19 protein-coding genes and 1 pseudogene are annotated in these 20258 nt (G+C 35.6%); 14 read left to right on the forward strand and 6 right to left on the reverse strand.

Annotation, left to right across the window (positions count from 1 at the left end):
- Positions 1-270: 270 nt before the first annotated feature.
- Entirely contained in the window at positions 271-654 is a 384-nt protein-coding gene (locus AC6HZ4_RS08385) for a hypothetical protein (RefSeq protein WP_497494526.1), read from the reverse strand.
- 562 nt (positions 655-1216) lie between these two features.
- Here AC6HZ4_RS08385 and AC6HZ4_RS08390 point away from each other — a divergent pair.
- The 4 genes from AC6HZ4_RS08390 to AC6HZ4_RS08405 all read left to right on the forward strand — a co-directional run bounded on the left by AC6HZ4_RS08390 (position 1217) and on the right by AC6HZ4_RS08405 (position 4970).
- Positions 1217-1582 (forward strand): hypothetical protein, encoded by a 366-nt coding sequence (locus AC6HZ4_RS08390; RefSeq protein ID WP_497494527.1) that lies wholly within the window; start codon positions 1217-1219, stop codon positions 1580-1582.
- 88 nt (positions 1583-1670) lie between these two features.
- Positions 1671-2282 carry an HNH endonuclease gene (locus AC6HZ4_RS08395; RefSeq protein ID WP_497494528.1) on the forward strand — a complete coding sequence of 204 codons (612 nt, stop codon included), beginning with the start codon at positions 1671-1673 and terminating at the stop codon, positions 2280-2282.
- Between the two features lie 131 nt (positions 2283-2413).
- Positions 2414-2578, forward strand: coding sequence for an ArpU family phage packaging/lysis transcriptional regulator (locus AC6HZ4_RS08400; RefSeq protein WP_497494529.1), 165 nt, complete (start codon positions 2414-2416; stop codon positions 2576-2578).
- A gap of 811 nt (positions 2579-3389) precedes the next feature.
- The gene (locus tag AC6HZ4_RS08405) at positions 3390-4970 is read left to right on the forward strand and encodes a WG repeat-containing protein (RefSeq protein ID WP_497494530.1); all 1581 of its coding nucleotides are present in this window, start codon (positions 3390-3392) and stop codon (positions 4968-4970) included.
- 179 nt (positions 4971-5149) lie between these two features.
- Here AC6HZ4_RS08405 and AC6HZ4_RS08410 read toward each other — a convergent pair.
- A pseudogene (locus AC6HZ4_RS08410) lies at positions 5150-5239 on the reverse strand (IS3 family transposase); the annotation flags it as partial.
- Positions 5240-5650: 411 nt separating this feature from the next.
- Here AC6HZ4_RS08410 and istA point away from each other — a divergent pair.
- The 4 genes from istA (at position 5651) to AC6HZ4_RS08430 (ending at position 9022) form a co-directional block, all read left to right on the forward strand.
- On the forward strand, positions 5651-6898 hold the full coding sequence (istA, locus tag AC6HZ4_RS08415; RefSeq protein WP_497492734.1) for an IS21 family transposase: 1248 nt from the start codon (positions 5651-5653) through the stop codon (positions 6896-6898).
- Positions 6895-7659, forward strand: a complete 765-nt coding sequence (gene istB, locus AC6HZ4_RS08420; RefSeq protein WP_497494532.1) for an IS21-like element helper ATPase IstB — start codon at positions 6895-6897, stop codon at positions 7657-7659. Before istA ends, istB begins: the two co-directional genes overlap by 4 nt.
- 372 nt (positions 7660-8031) lie before the next feature.
- Entirely contained in the window at positions 8032-8799 is a 768-nt protein-coding gene (locus tag AC6HZ4_RS08425; RefSeq protein ID WP_497494533.1) for a hypothetical protein, read from the forward strand.
- Positions 8800-8866: 67 nt separating this feature from the next.
- Positions 8867-9022 (forward strand): hypothetical protein, encoded by a 156-nt coding sequence (locus AC6HZ4_RS08430; protein ID WP_497494534.1) that lies wholly within the window; start codon positions 8867-8869, stop codon positions 9020-9022.
- A 1949-nt stretch (positions 9023-10971) separates the two neighbouring features.
- Here AC6HZ4_RS08430 and AC6HZ4_RS08435 read toward each other — a convergent pair.
- Entirely contained in the window at positions 10972-11247 is a 276-nt protein-coding gene (locus AC6HZ4_RS08435) for a hypothetical protein (protein WP_497494535.1), read from the reverse strand.
- 1308 nt (positions 11248-12555) lie between these two features.
- Here AC6HZ4_RS08435 and AC6HZ4_RS08440 point away from each other — a divergent pair.
- The 4 genes from AC6HZ4_RS08440 to AC6HZ4_RS08455 all read left to right on the forward strand — a co-directional run bounded on the left by AC6HZ4_RS08440 (position 12556) and on the right by AC6HZ4_RS08455 (position 15255).
- On the forward strand, positions 12556-13539 hold the full coding sequence (locus AC6HZ4_RS08440) for a hypothetical protein (RefSeq protein ID WP_497494536.1): 984 nt from the start codon (positions 12556-12558) through the stop codon (positions 13537-13539).
- A 53-nt stretch (positions 13540-13592) separates the two neighbouring features.
- Positions 13593-13949, forward strand: coding sequence for a DUF4145 domain-containing protein (locus AC6HZ4_RS08445; RefSeq protein ID WP_497495648.1), 357 nt, complete (start codon positions 13593-13595; stop codon positions 13947-13949).
- Between the two features lie 122 nt (positions 13950-14071).
- The gene (locus AC6HZ4_RS08450; RefSeq protein WP_497494537.1) at positions 14072-14368 is read left to right on the forward strand and encodes a transposase; all 297 of its coding nucleotides are present in this window, start codon (positions 14072-14074) and stop codon (positions 14366-14368) included.
- Positions 14369-14376: 8 nt separating this feature from the next.
- Complete coding sequence (locus AC6HZ4_RS08455) at positions 14377-15255, forward strand: IS3 family transposase (protein WP_497494538.1); 879 nt, start codon at positions 14377-14379, stop codon at positions 15253-15255.
- A gap of 172 nt (positions 15256-15427) precedes the next feature.
- Here the strand turns inward: AC6HZ4_RS08455 and AC6HZ4_RS08460 are convergent, their stop codons facing one another.
- Positions 15428-15979: a PadR family transcriptional regulator gene (locus AC6HZ4_RS08460; RefSeq protein WP_497494539.1), complete on the reverse strand. Its 552-nt coding sequence runs from the start codon at positions 15977-15979 to the stop codon at positions 15428-15430.
- 175 nt (positions 15980-16154) lie between these two features.
- Between AC6HZ4_RS08460 and AC6HZ4_RS08465 the strand changes: the two genes are divergently transcribed.
- Positions 16155-17381, forward strand: a complete 1227-nt coding sequence (locus AC6HZ4_RS08465) for an alpha/beta hydrolase family protein (protein WP_497494540.1) — start codon at positions 16155-16157, stop codon at positions 17379-17381.
- A gap of 66 nt (positions 17382-17447) precedes the next feature.
- Here AC6HZ4_RS08465 and AC6HZ4_RS08470 read toward each other — a convergent pair whose 3' ends face one another.
- Both AC6HZ4_RS08470 and AC6HZ4_RS08475 read right to left on the reverse strand, forming a co-directional pair.
- Positions 17448-17705: a hypothetical protein gene (locus tag AC6HZ4_RS08470; RefSeq protein WP_497494541.1), complete on the reverse strand. Its 258-nt coding sequence runs from the start codon at positions 17703-17705 to the stop codon at positions 17448-17450.
- 150 nt (positions 17706-17855) lie between these two features.
- A complete protein-coding gene (locus AC6HZ4_RS08475) occupies positions 17856-18764 on the reverse strand; it encodes an NAD-dependent epimerase/dehydratase family protein (protein WP_497494542.1) in 909 nt (302 codons plus the stop codon).
- Between the two features lie 448 nt (positions 18765-19212).
- On the opposite strand from AC6HZ4_RS08475, the gene AC6HZ4_RS08480 reads away from it, so the two are divergent.
- Complete coding sequence (locus AC6HZ4_RS08480; protein ID WP_497494543.1) at positions 19213-20049, forward strand: YitT family protein; 837 nt, start codon at positions 19213-19215, stop codon at positions 20047-20049.
- The last annotated feature ends 209 nt before the right edge of the window (positions 20050-20258 follow it).

Genomic DNA, 20258 nt, shown 5'->3' on the forward strand with positions numbered 1-20258 from the left:
ACCCCGTTACCAGGACACATAAGGAGATAAAAATTACATAAAACGATCGAAGCACATTCACTCCAGCCTTTCTTAGTTGAAATCTAAATCTTATTATGCCAGTAAAAAAATAAATCTGTATAGAAAATTACGCCTGTAATTATTTCCAATTTTTCAATCTCTCGGCTTGGCAGGAGCTTATGAAGTAAGGATGCTGGTTCTGGTGTAAATACACTGAAAGTTTGAAAGGAGGTTTTTGCACCAGAACCGCCATTAGGCTTCTTTAGATTATTAGATCTGTCTTAGCTCATGATGAAGAACTGTATTTCCCTCTATGATTTTAGTATTGGAATCAATGGCAAAACAGTTGACTATCACACCGTCATCGTTGGAAAGAGTAATTCGAATTTCATAATGAGATAATAGTAGAGCTGGTTGTGCAGTTGATTGTACCGTGTTAGCAAGAAAAGCTGTATGAGTATTAGGTTGAATAACTACTGGCCCAGAAGGGATCCCGGGAATAGGTACGGGGGGACCTGACAGTTGATCAACATCCCAATCAAGAAATTCAACAGTTACCGTTCGATCACGATTTGAAAGATTAACTACTTCAACGTGAGCATTAAATGTATCAGGATCTTTAACTAACACCCCAGTGGTTAATACGATTGCCACTATCAACACTTCCTTTATCTAATTAGTTCCTTATAATAAATGCAGAATATAACCAAGGTGAAAGGGGCAAACTACCATCTTTTTGTTTACTTTCATGCATTCGAAATCAAGTATTCCTAAGCAACACAGTATGAAGAAAGTGATGTCATTGGATACAATGGGGAAATTATATTTGTTCGGGTTCTAAATGGTTCAAGGAATTGAACGGGCAAACACCGCACGAAACATGTAATTCGCCATTATGCACCATGTATCGGCATGAACAAGGCAGGGTGGATTTTTGTCCGTGCCATTTGACGCTGCATCAACAAACTAAATTGCCGTGCCATTTAAGTGAAGCACAAATGAGACAGGAAGCTAAACTGCTAAAGTAATAGCAAAACTTGGTTCAGTAATGAAATGAAGGGAATAAGGCGGTTTACATCGAAAAAGTAAAATAACAGACTAAGGCAATTTTATTTAAAAAACATGTTGCTGAAATAACTAGAGAAAAAGGATTATGGGTTATTAATTGGGGTGAGTTGCTCATGATTGGGCAGCTAGCCAGGAGGAGGACTTACACATGTACAATTTAGCACTGGTAGTTGTAGTGTTTCTGATTTTAGGGAGAATTGCTTACAACCTGTCTAAGAATCAGTCGGCAAAACAGAAAAATAAAGAAATAGAACATACTCAAACTGCATCAATAAGTTACTCTAGCGGCACATCTAAGAACAGCTCAACTCACCCGAATGAAACAGGCATTCTTTTGTTTCATCCTTCTCTGTACGAAGTAGACAATTATGACAGCGATGATTATCACCATAAACACCATCATAGCAGCCATTCACATGATTCGTATGACAGCTATAGTCATCACCATGATAGTAGCAGCTATGGTTCTAATAGTAATTATGACAGCGGCGGAGGTTTTTCATCGTGTGACTGATGAAATAAATTACACTTAAAAAGTTATTTAGGAGAATATCTGTTGTGTTTAGCTGCAATAATAAGGGAACAACTGAAGGAGATAATACATGATTGATTTGTTTGAAATTGACGATTTTATGGAGGAAGAATTAGAAAAATGCAAACATCCTTTTTCTGCTTTGCCGTTATATGCGCACAATAAAAATATAAGAGCGGTCGTTCCGCAAAGCCTTTGGACAAAGATTCGCAAGGAGGTGTTAGAAGAACATGATTTTACTTGCCACGTTTGCGGATTGAAAAAGAAAGCGGACGAAAAAGGAACCAACTGGCATGCCCATGAAGGGTGGGATTTTGATGAGGAGAATCGTGTGCTCATCTTAACATCTATTAAATCCATTTGTAAAAAATGTCACAACATTGAACACTTTATGGGATTTTACAGCAGAGCCCGTCAACTTCCTTATTTCAATAAGTATATGAATGACTTATTAGTTCATTTTACAAACATTAACAATTGCAGTATGGACTGTGCCATTTACGGAGCTGAAAAATTAATTAGCAGCTATTCTTTAGTACTGGTGGGAAAAGCAAGGCTGGATGAAGTAAAAAGACAACGGGAATTAGCAACAGAAAAATGGTACTACAAAGTCGAGGCCAATATTCCATACAAAGAAAAAGTATTGGAAATTCTTGATTCGAAAGGTTTACTTTACTTGTAATTGAATTAAATTCTTATTTATTGGTAATCATCTTAATTTAATATAGTCCGAAAGCGTGAGGCCACTGATTCAGAGAGCATATTTGCTCTTTGTTTCGGCGGCCTCTTTTGTTTTAGAAAGGGGATAGAGAAGTGAAAAAGTTGAAGGAGCAGTTAGAGCAATATCAAGAGTATTTATTGAGGTTACCAGCAGACTTTATGCCGAAGATTATAGCTTCATATTCTCTGCCTCCTCCGGCATTTACAGATGAGTTTCATAGCTCCACAGAAGATGCCGCAATCGATATGACTATGTAATAATCTAAATCAAACGCAAAAAGGTGAATCTGTACACTCCTATTCTGTATAGAGATGAGTTTTGTGGCACGCTATTTTATAACTAAAATTTAACAGTGTTTTTTGGTAAATCAGACAAAGTAAGGAAGGACATTAAAGACTTTTTTACTATTTTATATTAATATATAAGTTATATGAGTTTTTCATTATCCTAGATGCAGACCTATTTTGATACTCTATTTTATCTAGTTCAATATTAATAAATAAAGAAGCGTATTATATAGGATTAGAGATTTGAGTGGATTTAGGAACTAGCGGCAATATACCATAGAGGGAATTTAGAAAGCATTCCCATCATGCATGGTTTCAATTTTATGAATATTATCAACTCCATATTATGAATTTTAGGTACTTACCGAAAACTTTTGTTGTAAACACATATAAGTACATAGTCTATATCCTACTCCCTTATGTAGAAGGTACTTTATTGCGAGAAGCAGATTTTTAGAGCCTACTCAAATAGGGGGGCTGTTGGATGCAGTAAGGCACTTACATAAAAAAATATTATTCCCAGGAATATTTCTAAAGATAATATTTGGATTTGTGAAAATGGAAGTTTGCTACTTTTCGGCGTAGGAGAACGAAGTGTTTTAGAACCATCACATGAAACTATAAACAGATTTTAATCACATATTATATCTGATAAAACAATTGATGGATTTGGATAAGACAGTCCAGATGGAACAAATACTCCTGAAATTGTTCCACTCTATAAACTTATTTTAGATCTTAGAGAAAAAGGATAGATAAAATTAGGAAGGTGTTGAACCTAATGCTATCAAAAGGCATAATAATGGTTGTAATTGGTATTACTGGAATAATTGTTTCATTAGTCTTGCTGCTTCGGGCAATATTTAAGCCCTCGGTTAAAACGATTAAGCAGCCTATTCACAGGGATGAAACAGAAAAGCTATTAGAGAGTACAGGAGCTCCTCAACAGGCGGCAGCAGCAGAGGCAGCAAAAACATTAGATGAAACTAGAATACTAGAAGAAACCGTATATTTGCATTCTGCCGTAAAAAATGAACATGCAGTAGAGACAACTTTATTGTCAACCAATGAAGAGAAGAGAAACAGTATAGAAATACCAACTCTCCCAGAAGAAAAAGTAACTGTAAGCTTAGATGAAATTAAAGAATTTATAGTACAAACTATTAAAGAAAATCCAGGTTTGAGGGAGAGTCAAGAAGAGGAGGTAAACAGTAAAGAATTACCTACACGAGTTTTTAAAACAGACTTGGAATTTTCCGAATCATTGCCAAAGGCTCCATTAAAAAAGAAAAAGAGTGCAGGATGGAAGATAGGAATAGGTATAACGATTCTTGTTTTTCTCAGTATAATTGGATTTGTAATGATTAGAGGTGATCTTATTAAGTCATCAATCATTGCGACTTCCAAGGTCCAAACGGAAAAAACAAATGATAATTTTACAGAAGGATTAGCAAGAGTTACAGTAGGCGGAAAATGGGGATACATTAATAAAAAAGGGGATTTTGTTATTCAACCTCAATATGAAAATGCTTATAGTTTTTATGAAGGGATAGCACCAGTTAAAATAGGTGAGAAATGGGGATACATTAATGAAAAAGGGGACTTTGTTATTCAACCCCAGTTTGAGGATACTTATGAGTTCAGGGAAGGACTGGTACCAGTTAAAATAGGCGGGAAATGGGGGTATATCGATACAAAAGGAGCAGTAGTCATTCAACCCCAATTTGAGGACGCTTATTCTTTTAGGGAAGAACTAGCAAAAGTTAAAATAAATGGGAAGTTTGGATACATTAATAAAAAAGGGAAGTTTGTTATTCAACCTCAGTTTGAGGACGCTTATTCTTTTAGAGAAGGGCTGGCAAAAGTTAAAATAGACGGGAAATATGGGTTTATTGATAAAAAAGGAAATTTTGAGACTAGATTCCAATTTGATGATACTGATTTTTTTCATGAAGGAATGGCAACAGTTAAATTGGATGGAAAATGGGGATATATTGATAAAAAAGGAAATTTGGTTATTCAACCTCAGTTTGGATATGCTAAGTATTTCAGTGAAGAGTTAGCACCGGTCAAAGTAGAACAGAAGTATGGATATATTGATAAGAAAGGAAAACTAGTGATTCAATCTCAGTTTGAGGTTGGCAGGGTTTTTCATGAAGGAATGGCAGCAGTTAAATTAGATGGGAAATGGGGATATATTAATAAAGAAGGAAAAGTAGTTATTCAGCCCCAATTTGAGGATGCCTATAGTTTCTATGAAGGAATGGCAGCAGTTAAATGGGATGGAAAATGGGGATACATTGATAAAGAGGGAAAGGTAATTATTCAACCTAACTTTGAGGAAATTGGAAATCTCAACTGAGTCGATTGGTTTTTAAGCTTATTTTATCAATTGTCTTGCCGCAAAACTACAATGAATATTTTGTTATAATATGAAAATGCAACGATGACATGTAAGCAGTTTAGTGTTTTCTAAATTCTTATCTGTATAGAAGCAACTTGGATTTTGAACTGACACCAAAAAGTTAGACATGGATGCCAGGCAGCTTCTTGGGCATGAGTCCGGTATTGAACCGGACTCATGCCTTTTTTTTCCTTAATCCGTTTGTGGTTGTAATAGTGAATGTAGTTCTTATTGTATTTTTAAAAACCTTGTACAGTTTTAAAAATGAAACTGAAAATTCTCACTTTATGAACTTGTAAAAATAATTAAATGATAAAAGTATATTGTGGAATAACACCTTCAAGAACATACACTAAAGGAAATTTATGGTAAAGTAGAGGTTTGTGGAGAATCTATCTCAGGGCTTTTTATTATTTGAGGGAGCTTCTAAAGCAAAGAATACAGAAGAGGAGATTTTTAGTGAAAAATTTTATTTCAAGTCTAGTTGCATTTTTACAATAATAACTTTGCTGAATTTGAAAAAGCTGGAACCTTAATGCAAACAACGGTGGTAAACTCTCCAATATGAACGGTTTAAAAGTTCCCATAAATAACGGATAATTGTCTCAAAACTAAGAAGATTACAAGGTGGAGAGACAGTGGTCAAAAGCGGGGAATTTTTTATGATTAGAGAGTTACATCAAAAAGGGTGGACACAGGTTGCCATCGCAGCCGAAACTGGATTTGATCGAAAAACCATACGGAAATATTTAAAACAAGATGAACTACCAAGGAGAAAAAATAACCAACAAACTAACAAAAAAGGCAAACTAGATGATTATAAGGAATATCTTCTGAAGCGATTAAGAGAAGGAACGACGAATTGTGTTGTCCTCTTCGAGGAAATACAGGGTATGGGGTACGATGGGAAAATGACAATTCTAAGAGACTTTATACGTCCGTACCGTCAAAAACCAAAGAAACAGACAAGTATTCGTTTTGAGACTCCTCCAGGTAAACAGGCTCAAATGGATTGGGGAGAACTCGGAGAGTACACAATGGATGGGAAAAAACAAAAGTTATATGCTTTTGTCATGGTGCTTGGGTATTCACGAATGAAGTACATGGAGATTACTACTACCATGAACATGGAACAATTAATGAAATGCCATATGAATGCATTCTCTTACTTTAACGGTGTTCCAGAACAAATTCTATATGACAATATGAAAACTGTAGTAACCAAGCATACTCCGGCTGATATCCGATTTAATCAGAAATTCGAAGAATTTCTAGCTTACTATGGAATCGTACCTAAAGCGTGTAAACCAAGAAGGCCTCAGACAAAAGGAAAAGTGGAAAGCGCAGTGGGATATTTAAAGAAGAACTTTATGCAGCGTAAACTCCCAGCTTCGCTCAATGAAATGAATGAACACTTACAGAACTGGCTAGATCAAGTCGCAAATAAAAAGTGTAATCAAACAACATTGGAATCCCCATTTCAGCGTTTTGAAGCGGAACAGGAGAAATTGATGAAGTGGAATATACGACCTTTATTCCCTATTCATAGGTGGATGACAGTAACAGTTGATTCTAATAGTTGCGTTACATATGAGAGTTGTAAATATTCTGTTCCTTACCGATACAAAGGTTTAGAGGTACGAATAAAAGAAACATTGCATCATCACATTGAAATTTATTATGAATTAGAATGTATCGCAACACATCCTATTCTATCAGGAGAAACAACATCCTTAACTAGTCTTGAGCATTATCAGGAGAAAAAAGAAGAGAATGTGACAACAAAAGGTTTGGCGACCCGTCACATTCCCATCTCTGGACCTCAAGTGGAACAACGTTCCCTTCAGGTGTATGAAGAACAGTTGGAAGAAGGTGAACTTCGATGAGTCTGTCTCTTCTAACTGAACGTCTTAAGAAAGTTGGTTTTCAGCTTACAGCTGACCAAATAGAAGGCATTCTAGAAGATGCCTCTAAACATAATGTATCATACTCTGAGTTTCTAGACACCCTTTTATTGCGGGAGATTGAATTTCAAGAAGAAAAAGCCTTTCAACAACGAATGAAAGGAGCCAAGCTCCCTTATATCAAGAGGATAGAAGACTTTGACTTTACCTTTCAACAAAGTATCAACGAAAGAAGGGTTAAGGAAGCATTAACCTGTCGGTTTATTGAGAATGGAGAAAACGTCCTACTCTTGGGTCCGCCAGGAGTTGGAAAAACACATCTAGCAATTGGATTTACAGTAGAGGCGCTCCAACGAGGCTATTCAGCTTACTACACTCGTTGTGATGATTTTATCTCAGCTTGTAAAAAAGCAGAGCAAAATGGAACTACAAGTCGATTGATTAGTAAACTGTGTAGACGTGACATCCTAGTTATGGATGAAATAGGCTACTTTCCATTTGACGAGCAGAGTGCCACTATCTTTTTTCAAGTTGTCTCTCAACGTTATGAAAAAGGATCCATCATTCTCACATCTAATAAGTCGTATGTGGATTGGGGAAATGTATTTGGAGATGACATTCTCGCAACAGCTGTACTGGATCGTCTATTACATCATTCTACTACTTTTAACATTAAAGGCAACTCATATCGTTTAAGAGAAAAACAAAAAGCGGGCGTTCAACCGATACCGATTGAACGCTAAAAATGGGGAACTTTAGACCGTTGAAAATGAGATAATTCAAACCGTTGTTGACATTAACATCGGTTATATTTGGTGTTACTGCAGGTGTCCTAACGCTTGTGGGACTAACTGCTATATTTATTTCTTTAACAACCCAACATAGCTTCCAGAAGGCGAGGGAATTGTATTGGGAATTGGTTACATTACCTAACAAGTACAATTCTAAAACAGATAGTGTTTCTTTCTGGAATAGTTTCAATTCCAATTCGTATTTTGTAAATTATATAAATTATTTACGAAATATTGTAAATAAATCTACCATTTTTAATACAAAGGTGTTAATATTATACTCGTTTCCATAATTATACCAAAATATTTTATGAGTGTAGTAAAATGAAGAAGGTTTTTATTAAGGTGTTAGTGGCTGCTTTTGCACTATTCGCAGTTCTACCATCTGCAGCCTTTGCGAATGAAGTACAGTTTGAGATTAATTCTAAACAAGAATTAAAGGACGAACTGAAAAAGCTTCATAAAGAAGGAAATAAAGAAGATGCAGTGAAATTAAAAGAAAAGACAGATCCACAAGTTTACAATGAATACCTGAAAGATTTGGAGAAAGAAATTGCCGCAGCAGTTAAGGAACATCAAAAGGAAATCAAATGGCGTCCAGCTGATAAAGCAAAATCACAGGAAACAGTAATTGAATTATCAGACGGCGGACAAGTTATCATTACTGAAGATGTTGAAGTATTGCCTGAAGAAGGACAAACTGAGGATGCCACCCAAACAGCACCAGTAGGCGGTGATTCCACTCCAAATGGAGAAGTGAGTGCCAGCGCAATTTATTGGTATTGGAATGGAGTAAGTACATCGTATACTGTAACAAAGAATATTGTTCACTATATGTATCCTGATACCAAGTTGGTACTGAAAACTTACTTCCGTGTTAACACAAGCAATATCCATGTTTATGATTCTACTACTGCTGGAACAACTGCCTATTGGCCAAATACTGTAAGTTCTAATGATTCCGTTACTGATGCTTACGCTTCTGCTTTAGGTCATGACGCCAATGCAAAAGGTAACTACACTTATACTATCAATGCGTTTGGAGCAAACCTTTACACAACTCAAAAATCAATTACTTTATACGTGAAATGATATAAGACTACTTCTGGCGGAAAAGAAGTAAGCTTAACTTATTCATTCGCTTAAGGAGCTGAGACCTATGATTCTAGGTTCTTCTCAAGCTGTTAAAGGAATATCCGAAACTAGCGATTATGTAACTCCAATCACAGCTTTTGGCCCATGGATTGCCATTCTAATTATGGCTTTTATTGTAGGGTGTCTGTATTTAGGATTTAGAAGAAGATTTAAAAAATAGGTTGTGTTTGAAAAAGGGGAGGGTATAGATATTGCCTTCCCCTTTTTTGTCTAATTGGATCAATAATAAAGATAGTGTTGACTTGCAATAACTAGAAATAAGAACACGCGAGGGCTATGCCCCCATCCTTTTTGGTTCGTTCACATTATGAGGCTGGAAAAACTACAGATCCAAGTACAGAACCCAATGGCTCTCTTGGCATGGGGAGCAAGCGAATATGTTCTTATCGATTATGGATTGTAATTCAAAATCTGTACACCACTTATCAGCGCGGCGTAAGGGTAAGGCATTAAGCTTAACTCCGCTGACACTTATGATATAAAGTGTTCCATATTCGTGAAGTAGAAGTAAAGGAGCTGGAAACAGCAGAGGGCATTTATGCTCCATCTTTTTTAGTGCACCTGGCATGAGTGTAGTCTGTAGGATGAAAGTCCCGAACCGTGAAGGCAGAAGTAACGGCTAGCTTAACGCAAGGGTGTTCATGGTGACGTGGAATCTGAAGGAAGCGAGCGGCAAACTTCCGGTCTGAGGAACACGAACTTCATATGAGGTTAGTTATCATTGGATGAGTTTGCTAAACAAAACAAAGTCCTTTCTGCCGAAGGTGATAGCTAGTAAATGAAGCAGATAAGAAGGCTGCGGATATGTTTAATCATTTGTTTGATGAAGAGGAGAAAAAAGCGTAATTCTTTACTTGAGGAGAGAAGAATTCTAAACTGTATTAGTTTCATTTGTTTAAGTAGGCTCTAATTGGTTGAGTTAAACCCAAAAATAAGCCCCAACCATCTGTACTACATAAAATCCAAATATCTGTTATAGTGACAAAATCCGTGAAACACAAGCGATTTCATGGGTTTGTATTTAATGATCCCGACTGGGTTCGAACCAGTGACCTCCACCTTGTCAAAGCCGTGGTGACCGTAGGATTATAACAGATTTAACATGATAAAGCCTGATTTTATTGGGTTTTTCGTTCGATTGAGTTGGTGGAATATGATGTGTTTAGGTTTATTTTTTTGATTTGAATCCCAAGTAAACTCCAATACCCCCCCATAATGTTTGTTCTGCATTAAGGTGAAATAAGCTGTTTTATCGTATATGACCTCTACGCTGCCAGAGATAGACATTGTTTCGGATTATAACAGATTGATTTTGAAAATGTTGATATAACAGGCTTGGTTTTTTAGTGTTTCAGATTTAGTAGGAGGTAATTGGGGACAGTTCGTTTATTTGTGTCCCAAAGTTGTCCCCACTTTTAAAAGCTAAAACTAATAATGTTGAACAGATAACGATACTGGCATGGAACTGTTTAGCATTAATCAGTTCGAACTAAACCATAAATAAAGAAGATATTGTTTACTGTTATCTAGTTCTAATTCAGGTTAAACTAGTAGCTGAAATGAAAGAAGAAGCTGCGGACTAGTTGCTTACTTATTACTAAACGACTTTTAACCTAATTGGGGTATTTAATTATCCTAATTCTATTATATAATAGGGGTAATTTTAAGCTCAGGAAAATACATCTAAAAGTTATGTAAACTGAAATGTTTCCATCAAAAGAGAATTATCGCACCAGAAAAATTTGAATTTATAGTAGTCCCGTAAGATTTTTTTAATGAAAATAGGAGGAATTCTATCCAGACTTTTTCATTAGTGAAGAATAGACTCGCATTGTATGAATGGGTTATATCTGGGTTGTGTTAACTATTTAACATATCTCATTTAGGGCAGCTGACGGGCTAAAAAGTCAAGCTATGGAGTGCATCATATAAATAAGGAAGATGAACTCTATTTCTTGTAGAAATTCATCTTCTTTTTGTTTTAAACCATTTTTTTAAAATATCAGTTCATGTTTTTTTGATTTGTTTGTTAACTTATTTTCTACCATATGCAAATACTTGAACAGTTATAAAAGCAAGTACTTGGGAACTTCCTTGATTAGGCGGTTCCTAAAAATTTACTTTTCCGTTAATTTTATTATTAGTAATAGTTGGATTAATTGTAATACAATCAATTGCTAGAATTGGTTGTCCACCAGTAAAAGCCATAGATGCAGAAGGAATAGGATTGCCTAATAGCTCTTTTAAACCTGTCTTTAAAGAGAATTCTAATTCTAAATTTGTGGGTTTATCATCTTTAATAATTGCGGTAATTATTTCTAATATGCGCCCATTACCAATTGGTATTTCAAGGTTGTATTCAGTAACATTTTTTTCTAACTCCATTGTTATATCTCTCCTAGAATTTTTACTATATAGATATTCTTAGAAATATAATCGTATTTTATTCAAATTCATTTTAATAATATTTATATGACGAAAGCTTAGATTGTACAGTAGTTTCTGGTCCATTGAAAGTATTAAAACCCCACTAAAGTTAGCGTTAGTATCAGTCGTAACATCAAATGGTGCAACCGTTACATTTTCTCCAGAAAGGTATGCATTTACGAACAGATTCCGTATCGCCGGCAAATCCTTGATGTACCGTTTTTATCAATGTTCGTAAAAGCGGAAAATAAATTTTACGGATATCCGTTTGTTTATATGGTTTTATGAACACTTCCGCTATACTAAAAATACATACAATCAGTTATCGAGAGGAGAATGGAAAGTGGGAGAATCGTAAATTCAGATACATCCGTGTCAGCGCAAATGATTGAACTGGGCACGTCAGCTGCAAACAATGAAAGAGGTCAGTATCAGTAATCGGGACATTTTTACGGATAAACAAAATAGTAAAGACTTCAATCGTGAACAGTAAGTCGTTAAAGTATCATCTACGATCTGGAGACGCTCTGTACATTCACTTCCTAGACAGATTTGGACGGAACAAAGAAGAAATTTTAAACGAACGGACGGACATAACGAAGAACATTAAAGCGGACATTACCGTTCTCGATATGCTTGGCTAGATACTACTAAATACAGGATAGCCTTGGAATGTTCATTTCTGATTTAGTGCTACAAGGTAACTATGGTGGCTTACCGAAGACGAGCGTCAATATATTAAGAAACGTCAGAGGGAAGGTATTGACATAGCTATACAAAATGAGATAATACTTGGCAGACCAAAGGTGGAAATAATCAATACATTTATTACAGTATATACAGAGTGCGGATTGGATGGAATCACAAAGACAGAGATGACACGATAGGACACGATGATATGAAACTAACCATAAAGTTATATTATTAGAATTTAGTTTCAGATACATAATGCCCTTGGATGAATAGAGAATCTTATTAAATACGAAATACATAATGAAAAGTAGTTATTATATTTATAGTAAAATTATGTATTAAAAAAGTGACTTCTTTGAATGGGGGTTTAATGATACAAAATTTAGGCATAGGCAATCTATATGAATTTATTGAGAAAGATCATTTAAAGACTCTATTTCCTCTATGATCAGTGAGGATGATTACAAGGTATTATTTAGAAGATGTTTTAAACTACATAAATTAAGAAATGAAAATTAAATCACCATAATAGATTTTACCAGGACATGAAAATAATGGAGGTATCATTGTCTTATGCAAAATATTACCAACTTATTAACTAATATTAATGAAGAGTTAAGTAGTAATACGAGTGAAGTATTAACCATAGTTTTTGGTATTACTTCAGGATTATTAACAATGGTTGGACTCGTAGCGATATTCATATCATTAACTACTCAACAAGTCATTGAGAAATTAAGGAATGAGTGGTGGTTACTTCGTGAACTGAGTGATGAGGCTGAGCAGCTTTTAGTGGATATAGAGCAAGCGCATTTTGATAAAAAGTATATGAAGGAATTTTCAGTTCGTTTGAATCGTTCTTTGTGGAATTATGAGAGGGTATATAACGAAAAATCATTTTTTATTATTGTCGTAATAACAGCCTGTGTTATCACTCTAGGATTTGTCGTATTTCTTTGGATATGGGCACTGCGATACTTTAATCTTTCTGAAAATTTGTCTAGAGGTGATTTTAATCTTTCCCTTTATTCAACTGCTATAGGTTCTTTATTACTTTTGATATTTGGCGTTATTTTATTCAGCCTAATTCTTCATAAGAAAATAAGTAAATTTCCAAAACCCGATGTTTTCTATGATTCAACTAAAATAGATGTACATAATACAAACACGGTTCTTTTTGCCTGTCTTTCTGCAAGGCTACTAACATACCAATCTATAGAAGCCGGAAAGCATGTAGGGGAATACGAAATTAATGTAGATTTTCAGTTACCGTGGAAAGGAATAAATATTTTTTATCGAGTAGGGATTGAGCAAGCTAAACTTCTGGAAAATTATTATTCTACGTATGGGAAAAGCGCCCTTATAATTAATGAGTTTGTAATTGCTCCAGGTGAATGGCCAACTACATCGTTTAATTTAGTTATAGAGGATACAGTTCGTAAGCAGACTCATTACCTTGTAACCTTTAGTATCCCTGAAAAAGATACTGAAAATTTACCGTATCCTTTGTATGTAGAACAGCGTTTTAAGCAGTTTAACATTGAGGGAAGTCTATAAAAACTTAAACTTATTGACTAATTAATGCTTGTTTAAATAGGTACATATAATATATTTATGAACAAGTAGTAGCTAATTATGAATTAAAGTACTACTTACTTACTGGAACAGTATTAAGGATGATTGTAGAAGGTATTTGTAATGATCATTCTATAAAAAATGGTTATGTAACAGATGACAATACAGGTTCAATTGTACTCGACAAAGACAATAATCAAGTAAGAAGTGGAAATCTTAATGGGAAAATAAATGGTCTTGCAGAGCAAGATATCTTAACAGAAAGTCAAACAGCAATTTTACATATAATTCGAAAACTAGGTAATCAAACAGTTCATAAGTTGAATAATCCGCCCCGTAAAATTATATTCTCCGATTTGGAAATTGTTGAAACCACCTTTAGAAATATATGAATTAAAAAGTTTAATTCAATGAAAAAATACTTAAAAAAGTAAAGCATCCTTGATATGATCCCCTTATAGTAGACAGAAAAAAGGAAGCCCCTTAATCTATCTACTATGGAGGGGATTTTCTTATGGGAGAAATCAGAAAAACATATGATCAAGCATTTAAGAAAAAAGCGGTAGATTTATACTTCCAAAAAGGGATGGGATACAAAACGGTTGCCAAGGAATTAGGGATTGATTCTAAAACGGTACGACTTTGGGTGAAACACTTTGAAGCCGAAGGAATGAAGGGGCTTGAGGAAAAACGAGGAAAGGCAAAAGGGACTGGTCAGGGGAGACCTAGAATTCGGCCAGAGGATCCAGAGGCTAAAATCAAACGATTGGAAGCAGAAAATGCATTACTAAAAAAGCTCTTAGGGAAGTGAAAGGGGGATTGGAAGCAGTATCGGCAAGGGAGAAGTACGCAGTGATTCAGGGAATGGCACATCAGTATCCAATCCAACTCCTCTGTGACCTAGCGCAAGTCTCTCGGAGCGGATACTATAAGTGGCTTCAAAGACAAACATACCTCTCCCCTAAACAAATAGAGGATCAGAAAATAAAAGAAAGAATTAAGGAATGCCACGCAAAGTTGAAAGGAATTTATGGCTATCGAAGAGTTATGGTTTGGTTGAGACGTATGCACGGCTTACGGGTAAACCATAAGCGTGTACAACGACTCATGCGTGAGATGGGAATTCGTGCCGTTATTCGGAAGAAACGCCCATACTATGGCAAAAAAGAAGTGTATGTCATTTCGCAAAATCACTTGAATCGAGATTTTCAAGCATCAAAGCCAAATGAAAAATGGGTTACAGACATCACTTATCTCATATTTCGTGGACAAAGGCTGTACCTGTCTGTCATTAAAGATCTATATAACAATGAAATTGTTGCGTATCAGATCAGTCGAAGAAATGATTTAAAGCTCGTCATGGATACTCTCAAAAAGGCACGGAAAAAACGGAATGTACAAGGTGTTCTTTTACATAGCGATCAAGGGTTTCAGTACACATCCCGTCAATATAATCACGCCCTCAAGGCGTATAAGATGAAAGCCAGTATGTCCCGAAAGGGTAACTGTTGGGACAATGCAAGTATGGAAACCTTCTTTAGCCACTTTAAATCAGAGTGCTTTCGCCTTCACTCCTTCCGGACAGCTGATGAGGTGAAAACTGCCGTACAACGGTATATCCGTTTTTATAACCACCAACGATTTCAGAAAAAATTAAACAACCTGAGTCCATACGAATATAGAACTCAGGCTGCTTAGGGTTGCCTTTTTATCGCTGTCTACTTGACAGGGGTCACTCCAAATGGGAGGGGGCAAAAGGGTGATTCCTAATGAAAAAAGTTGAAGTAACTCCATATAACAAGCAATGGACTTCATTTAAGGAATAATCCAGTAAACTGCATAAGATTTTTGGGCATGAAATCACTGAATTTTATTGTACTTTTGATATCCTCCTTATTACTCTATCACACCAGTCTATATACATGCGTTCATACAGAATTCCATGCTCAACTACGTCTATACTTGAAGAAATTGGATCATATTTCAAGCTAGAATCCAGCATCCCCTTTAATTCTTCAAGTTTTACCAAATAAACAGATAATCTTTCTTGGTGCTTCTGCTTTGCTTCTTCCACTCTAATCAGCATCTTTTCTGGTTCTACTAACCAAGTGTTATAAGCCTTAACAAGAAATTCATCTCGAACCGTGGCTAATTCTACGGGCTCAGTTGTCCATAAAATCAATGCCTCTTTTCCTGCTTCTGTGATTTCATATACTTTCCTTGCTGGACGATAAGACTCTTGTTCGATCTCTTTCAGACGAATGAATCCCTCTTCTTCCATTTTTGCCAGCTCTGGATAAACTTGATTATTATTTACCTTCCAAAATGCCCCCAGTCGTGTATTCATTTGCTGCTTAATATCATACCCAGTTAGAGATTCTCGAGCTAGCAAGGTTAGCATTACATATCGTATGGAACTCATCGAAATCCTCCTCTTCGGAAAAATAACGTTCTTTACACTATATAGCGATTATGAGCATTTTTCAAGTTTTTAACATAGGTTAAAATTAACATATATTATTGTTGACGCATAAAATGGAAATGTGTTATTTTTTACTTGTGTTAAATTTAACCTATAAAATAAGGGGATGGGAATTATGAAATTAATCTTCAATGATGATACTTTTTCGTTTGAGCTTTTAAGAACGTTAAGCTACGCTCCATTCGGCGGAGCTGATATCGGTGAGTGTCTGGCTACTGCATACCGAATTCAAGAGGGGGATATGGAAAGCTGGTATACAGAATGGTATAAAACTGCTGAACGTGTCTTTGCTTATGCCGAAGAAAGCGAAAAGCATGGAAAACTAGTGAGTGCTAAGGAAAATTATTTACGCGCTTCTAACTATTACCGAACAGCCGAATTTTTCCTTCATGGAAACCAACAGGACCCGCGTATTTTAGAAACCTGGGGAAAAAGCCGTAATGCGTTTCATCAAGCCATTAAATTTCTAAATGTTTCTGTTGAGAAAGTAAACATTCCTTATGAAGATACAACGATACCTGGTTATTTTTATAGTGTAGACCAAACATCACGGCCAACTTTACTTGTACATGGCGGTTTTGATTCAACGGGAGAAGAGTTATATTTTCAAGTGGCGGTATCTGCCCTTGAACGCGGCTACAATTGTTTAACCTTTGAAGGTCCAGGGCAAGGTTCTATGATTCGTGAACAAAACATTCCTTTCCGTTATGATTGGGAAAAGGTAGTTACACCAGTTGTAGACTATGTAGAAACAAGACAAGAAGCAGACGCTAAAAAAATCGCTCTCCTAGGGATTAGTCTTGGCGGATACTTAGCCCCGCGTGCAGCTGCCTTCGAACATCGCCTAGCAGCTTGTATCGCTAACGATGGTTTATTTTCCAACAGGTTCCGCGATATGGGGAGAAAATTTTATCAAGGCAGTGATGAAGAGTTCAATAAACCAGAATTTATCGAACAGTTCGTCCAACTTTTAATGAAGAAACATACAGGTGTTCAATGGGCAATTGAGAATGGAATGTTTACGTATAAAGCTTCATCGGTTGTCGAGCTTATGAAAAAAACAGATGCCGTCACACTTGAGGGAGTGGCTCATCAGATTCAATGTCCAACATTAGTTTGTGAAGCAGAAGCCGATCACTTCTTTGCTGGGCAGCCTAAAATGTTGTATGACGCATTAACTTGTCCAAAGACATATATGCTGTTTACAGCTGAAGATGGTGCGGAGGAACATTGCCAATTCGGTGCGCTTGTTTACTTCAATCAGCGTATATTTGAATGGTTAGACGAGATATTGAATGTAAAAAGTAGCACGAATAATCAGCGCGCTATTTCCAACAGGTAAAAAAGTTGTTTTTCAAATGATAGAATGCAGAATATGTATAAAGCAAGCAGGGGATTTCTGCTTGCTTTATTTGTAATTTTCAAGATTGATTCTTAGGGGCTCGGGGGATTGAAGCTTAGCAAGGGATAGAAAGCAAACTCCCGTTAATTTCAAGAATTGCTTTTTCCACTTCCTCCTTATTAAATACTCCTTGTTGTCTAAGCCCCGATAAACAACAAAGCGGCAATCCAGAACGTGAAAATAACGTTCTGGATTGCCGCTTTTTATTGAACCATTGATTCCCGTTAGCTCCATATTTAAGAAGATATTATAACGGTGTTTCATTTCAACTAATCCGCTACGTTCGTACAATAAGAAAAAAGCTGCCTTCTAATGGCAGCTAGAACTTCAACACAAGCACCCTATTATTGAATAACTTATGATGATTCCTATCGTTCAAGTTAGGGATAAATCCTCCAAACCAGTAAGATTTATTTATATGTTTGTTTTTGATAAAGCAAGTTGATCCTCTGGTAGTGGTTTGGTTATGCCTTCACTATTTAAAACCTTACGCCATGTATAGCGAGGTTCATATCCTAGAATCTTCTTGGCCTTATCAGTTGCCATAAGTGTTTCATGTCCTTCTATTGGCCTCTTTATAGTTACATTAGGAAAATACCTATCCACCAAATCTTTACTAAGGTCAGGCATGATTGTATCGGGGGCCGTAATATGGAATACATCATTTCCTAAATTACTCTTTTCTATTGCAAGAAGGCATGCCCTTGCAGCATCCCTAACATCACAGTAAGCCCATACATTTTTCTTTTGAACATCTTTTTGTCGATCATCATTCCAATGCATGATAGGGATTTTTTCATATTCATCAGGCTCATATATATTAGCAAAGCGTAGAGCAACTATTTGTGCTTTCGTAAGATTGTGATACATTTCAGAAAGGTTTTCAGTTAATTTTTTTACCATCGCATATGACGATTTTACCTTGGTTGGGTGTTCCTCGTCTAAGGGAAGATAAACGAGCTCTTCGGGAACAAAAGGATATCCTAATACCGTTTCGCTTGATGCCCATACCAGCTTAGGAATTTGAAAGTCTTTACAAGCTTCAAGGATATTAAAATTAACGAGCATATTATTTTCAAATATAGCTTGCGATGTATTCCTTACATCGGTAGGAATATTCCCAAGGTGGACAACTGCATCACTTCCCTTCAAAAGCTGACAAACCTGACCATAATTACATAAATCAGCTTGAATAAAATTTTTCGATCTTGATTCTTCCCTCAATAATCTATCAGATGCAATCACCTCATGACCTGCTTCTAATATTGTCCTAACTGCCCATCGACCGATTTTACCTGCTGCCCCTGTTACTACAACTTTCATAAGTTTTTGCTCCTTTTCCGCAATTTCCATATTAGGGTAACCATTAAGAATCATTTCTTTCTTAAATATTTCGTTAATTCCTTATTCCAGAAGTATCAGATATTTTTTAACCATGTTCTTAAATTTAGCTATCACTGGAACCATTCCCTAATGTTTTTTAAAAATAACTAGAACTCCAAGGTTACATCCTAATTCGTTGTTAGACTTCCCTTTTTAATATGTTTTATTGAAGGCGGACGGGTGGCAGATAATGGTCAATAAGTATTTTATAGCAACCAAAAAAGACACAAATGAAAAGTGTCCTTTAATGGAATAAATAAAATTATATGCCCTATCATCACTTGATTCTGCTTTACTTCAGCACCGTTAATACGAAACAATAAATTGCCGCCAAGTAAAAGCATTAAATTCGGATATAAATCTTCAACAAAGAAAGGACCTAAATATTATGAAAAAAACAATACTAGAAATTTTTCTTGTTGTATTAGGATCATTTCTTTTTGGATTTTCAGTTAACATTTTTGTCATTCCAAATGATTTGGGAGAAGGCGGAGTAACGGGTATTTCAATTATTCTTTATCATTTATTTGGTTGGGCACCAAGTATAACAAGTTTTATTTTAAACGGATTATTAATTATTATCGGCTATAAATTTTTAAACAAAGCCACAACAATCTACACAATTATTGCTGTTACATGCATTTCATTATCATTGCACCTAACCGAATCATGGTCCATTGATTCAAATCAAGTTATTTTAAATAGTATTTTTGCAGGTGTTCTTACGGGAATAGGACTGGGTTTGATTTTTCGGGCTGGTGGTACAAGTGCAGGTACGACCATACTAGCCAAAATAACAAATAAATATCTTGGATGGAATATAAGTTATGGTCTTTTATTCTTTGATTTAATTGTTGTTTTTTCTTCTTATTTTATTATTGGTACAGAAGGACTTATGTTAACCCTTGTCATGCTTTATATCGCAACAAAGGTAACAGACTTTATTATTGAAGGTCTAAATTCAAAACGGGCTGTTACAATCATTTCCAAGTCATACGATGAGATTGCAAGAAATGTAAATAATGAAATGAAAAGAGGCGTTACAGTTTTAACAGGGTATGGTTATTACACAAAAAATAAAAAAGATATCTTACATATTATTATTAATAAACAAGAATTCACCCACCTTCGAAAAATTGTCACCTCAGTTGATAAGGATGCGTTTGTCACGGTTCATGATGTAAGAGATGTATTTGGAGAGGGTTTTGTAGATATTGATGAATAAAAAAAGAGATTTTTTCTGTCCTCCGTTAAGAATCATGTTAGTCTAATTCGATTTTCTCTTTATCAAAAAAGAGTTTGATGGTTTCAACCTTTCTACGTTACTAAATCTTTTCACTTGTATAATCGTGCTTGTTTCTCAAACAATAACAAATGCATTATTAAATTCGTTACAAAATATAATATCAACATCAAAGTAGTTGGTATGATTTT

This window comes from Ectobacillus sp. OTK, assembly GCF_059698935.1.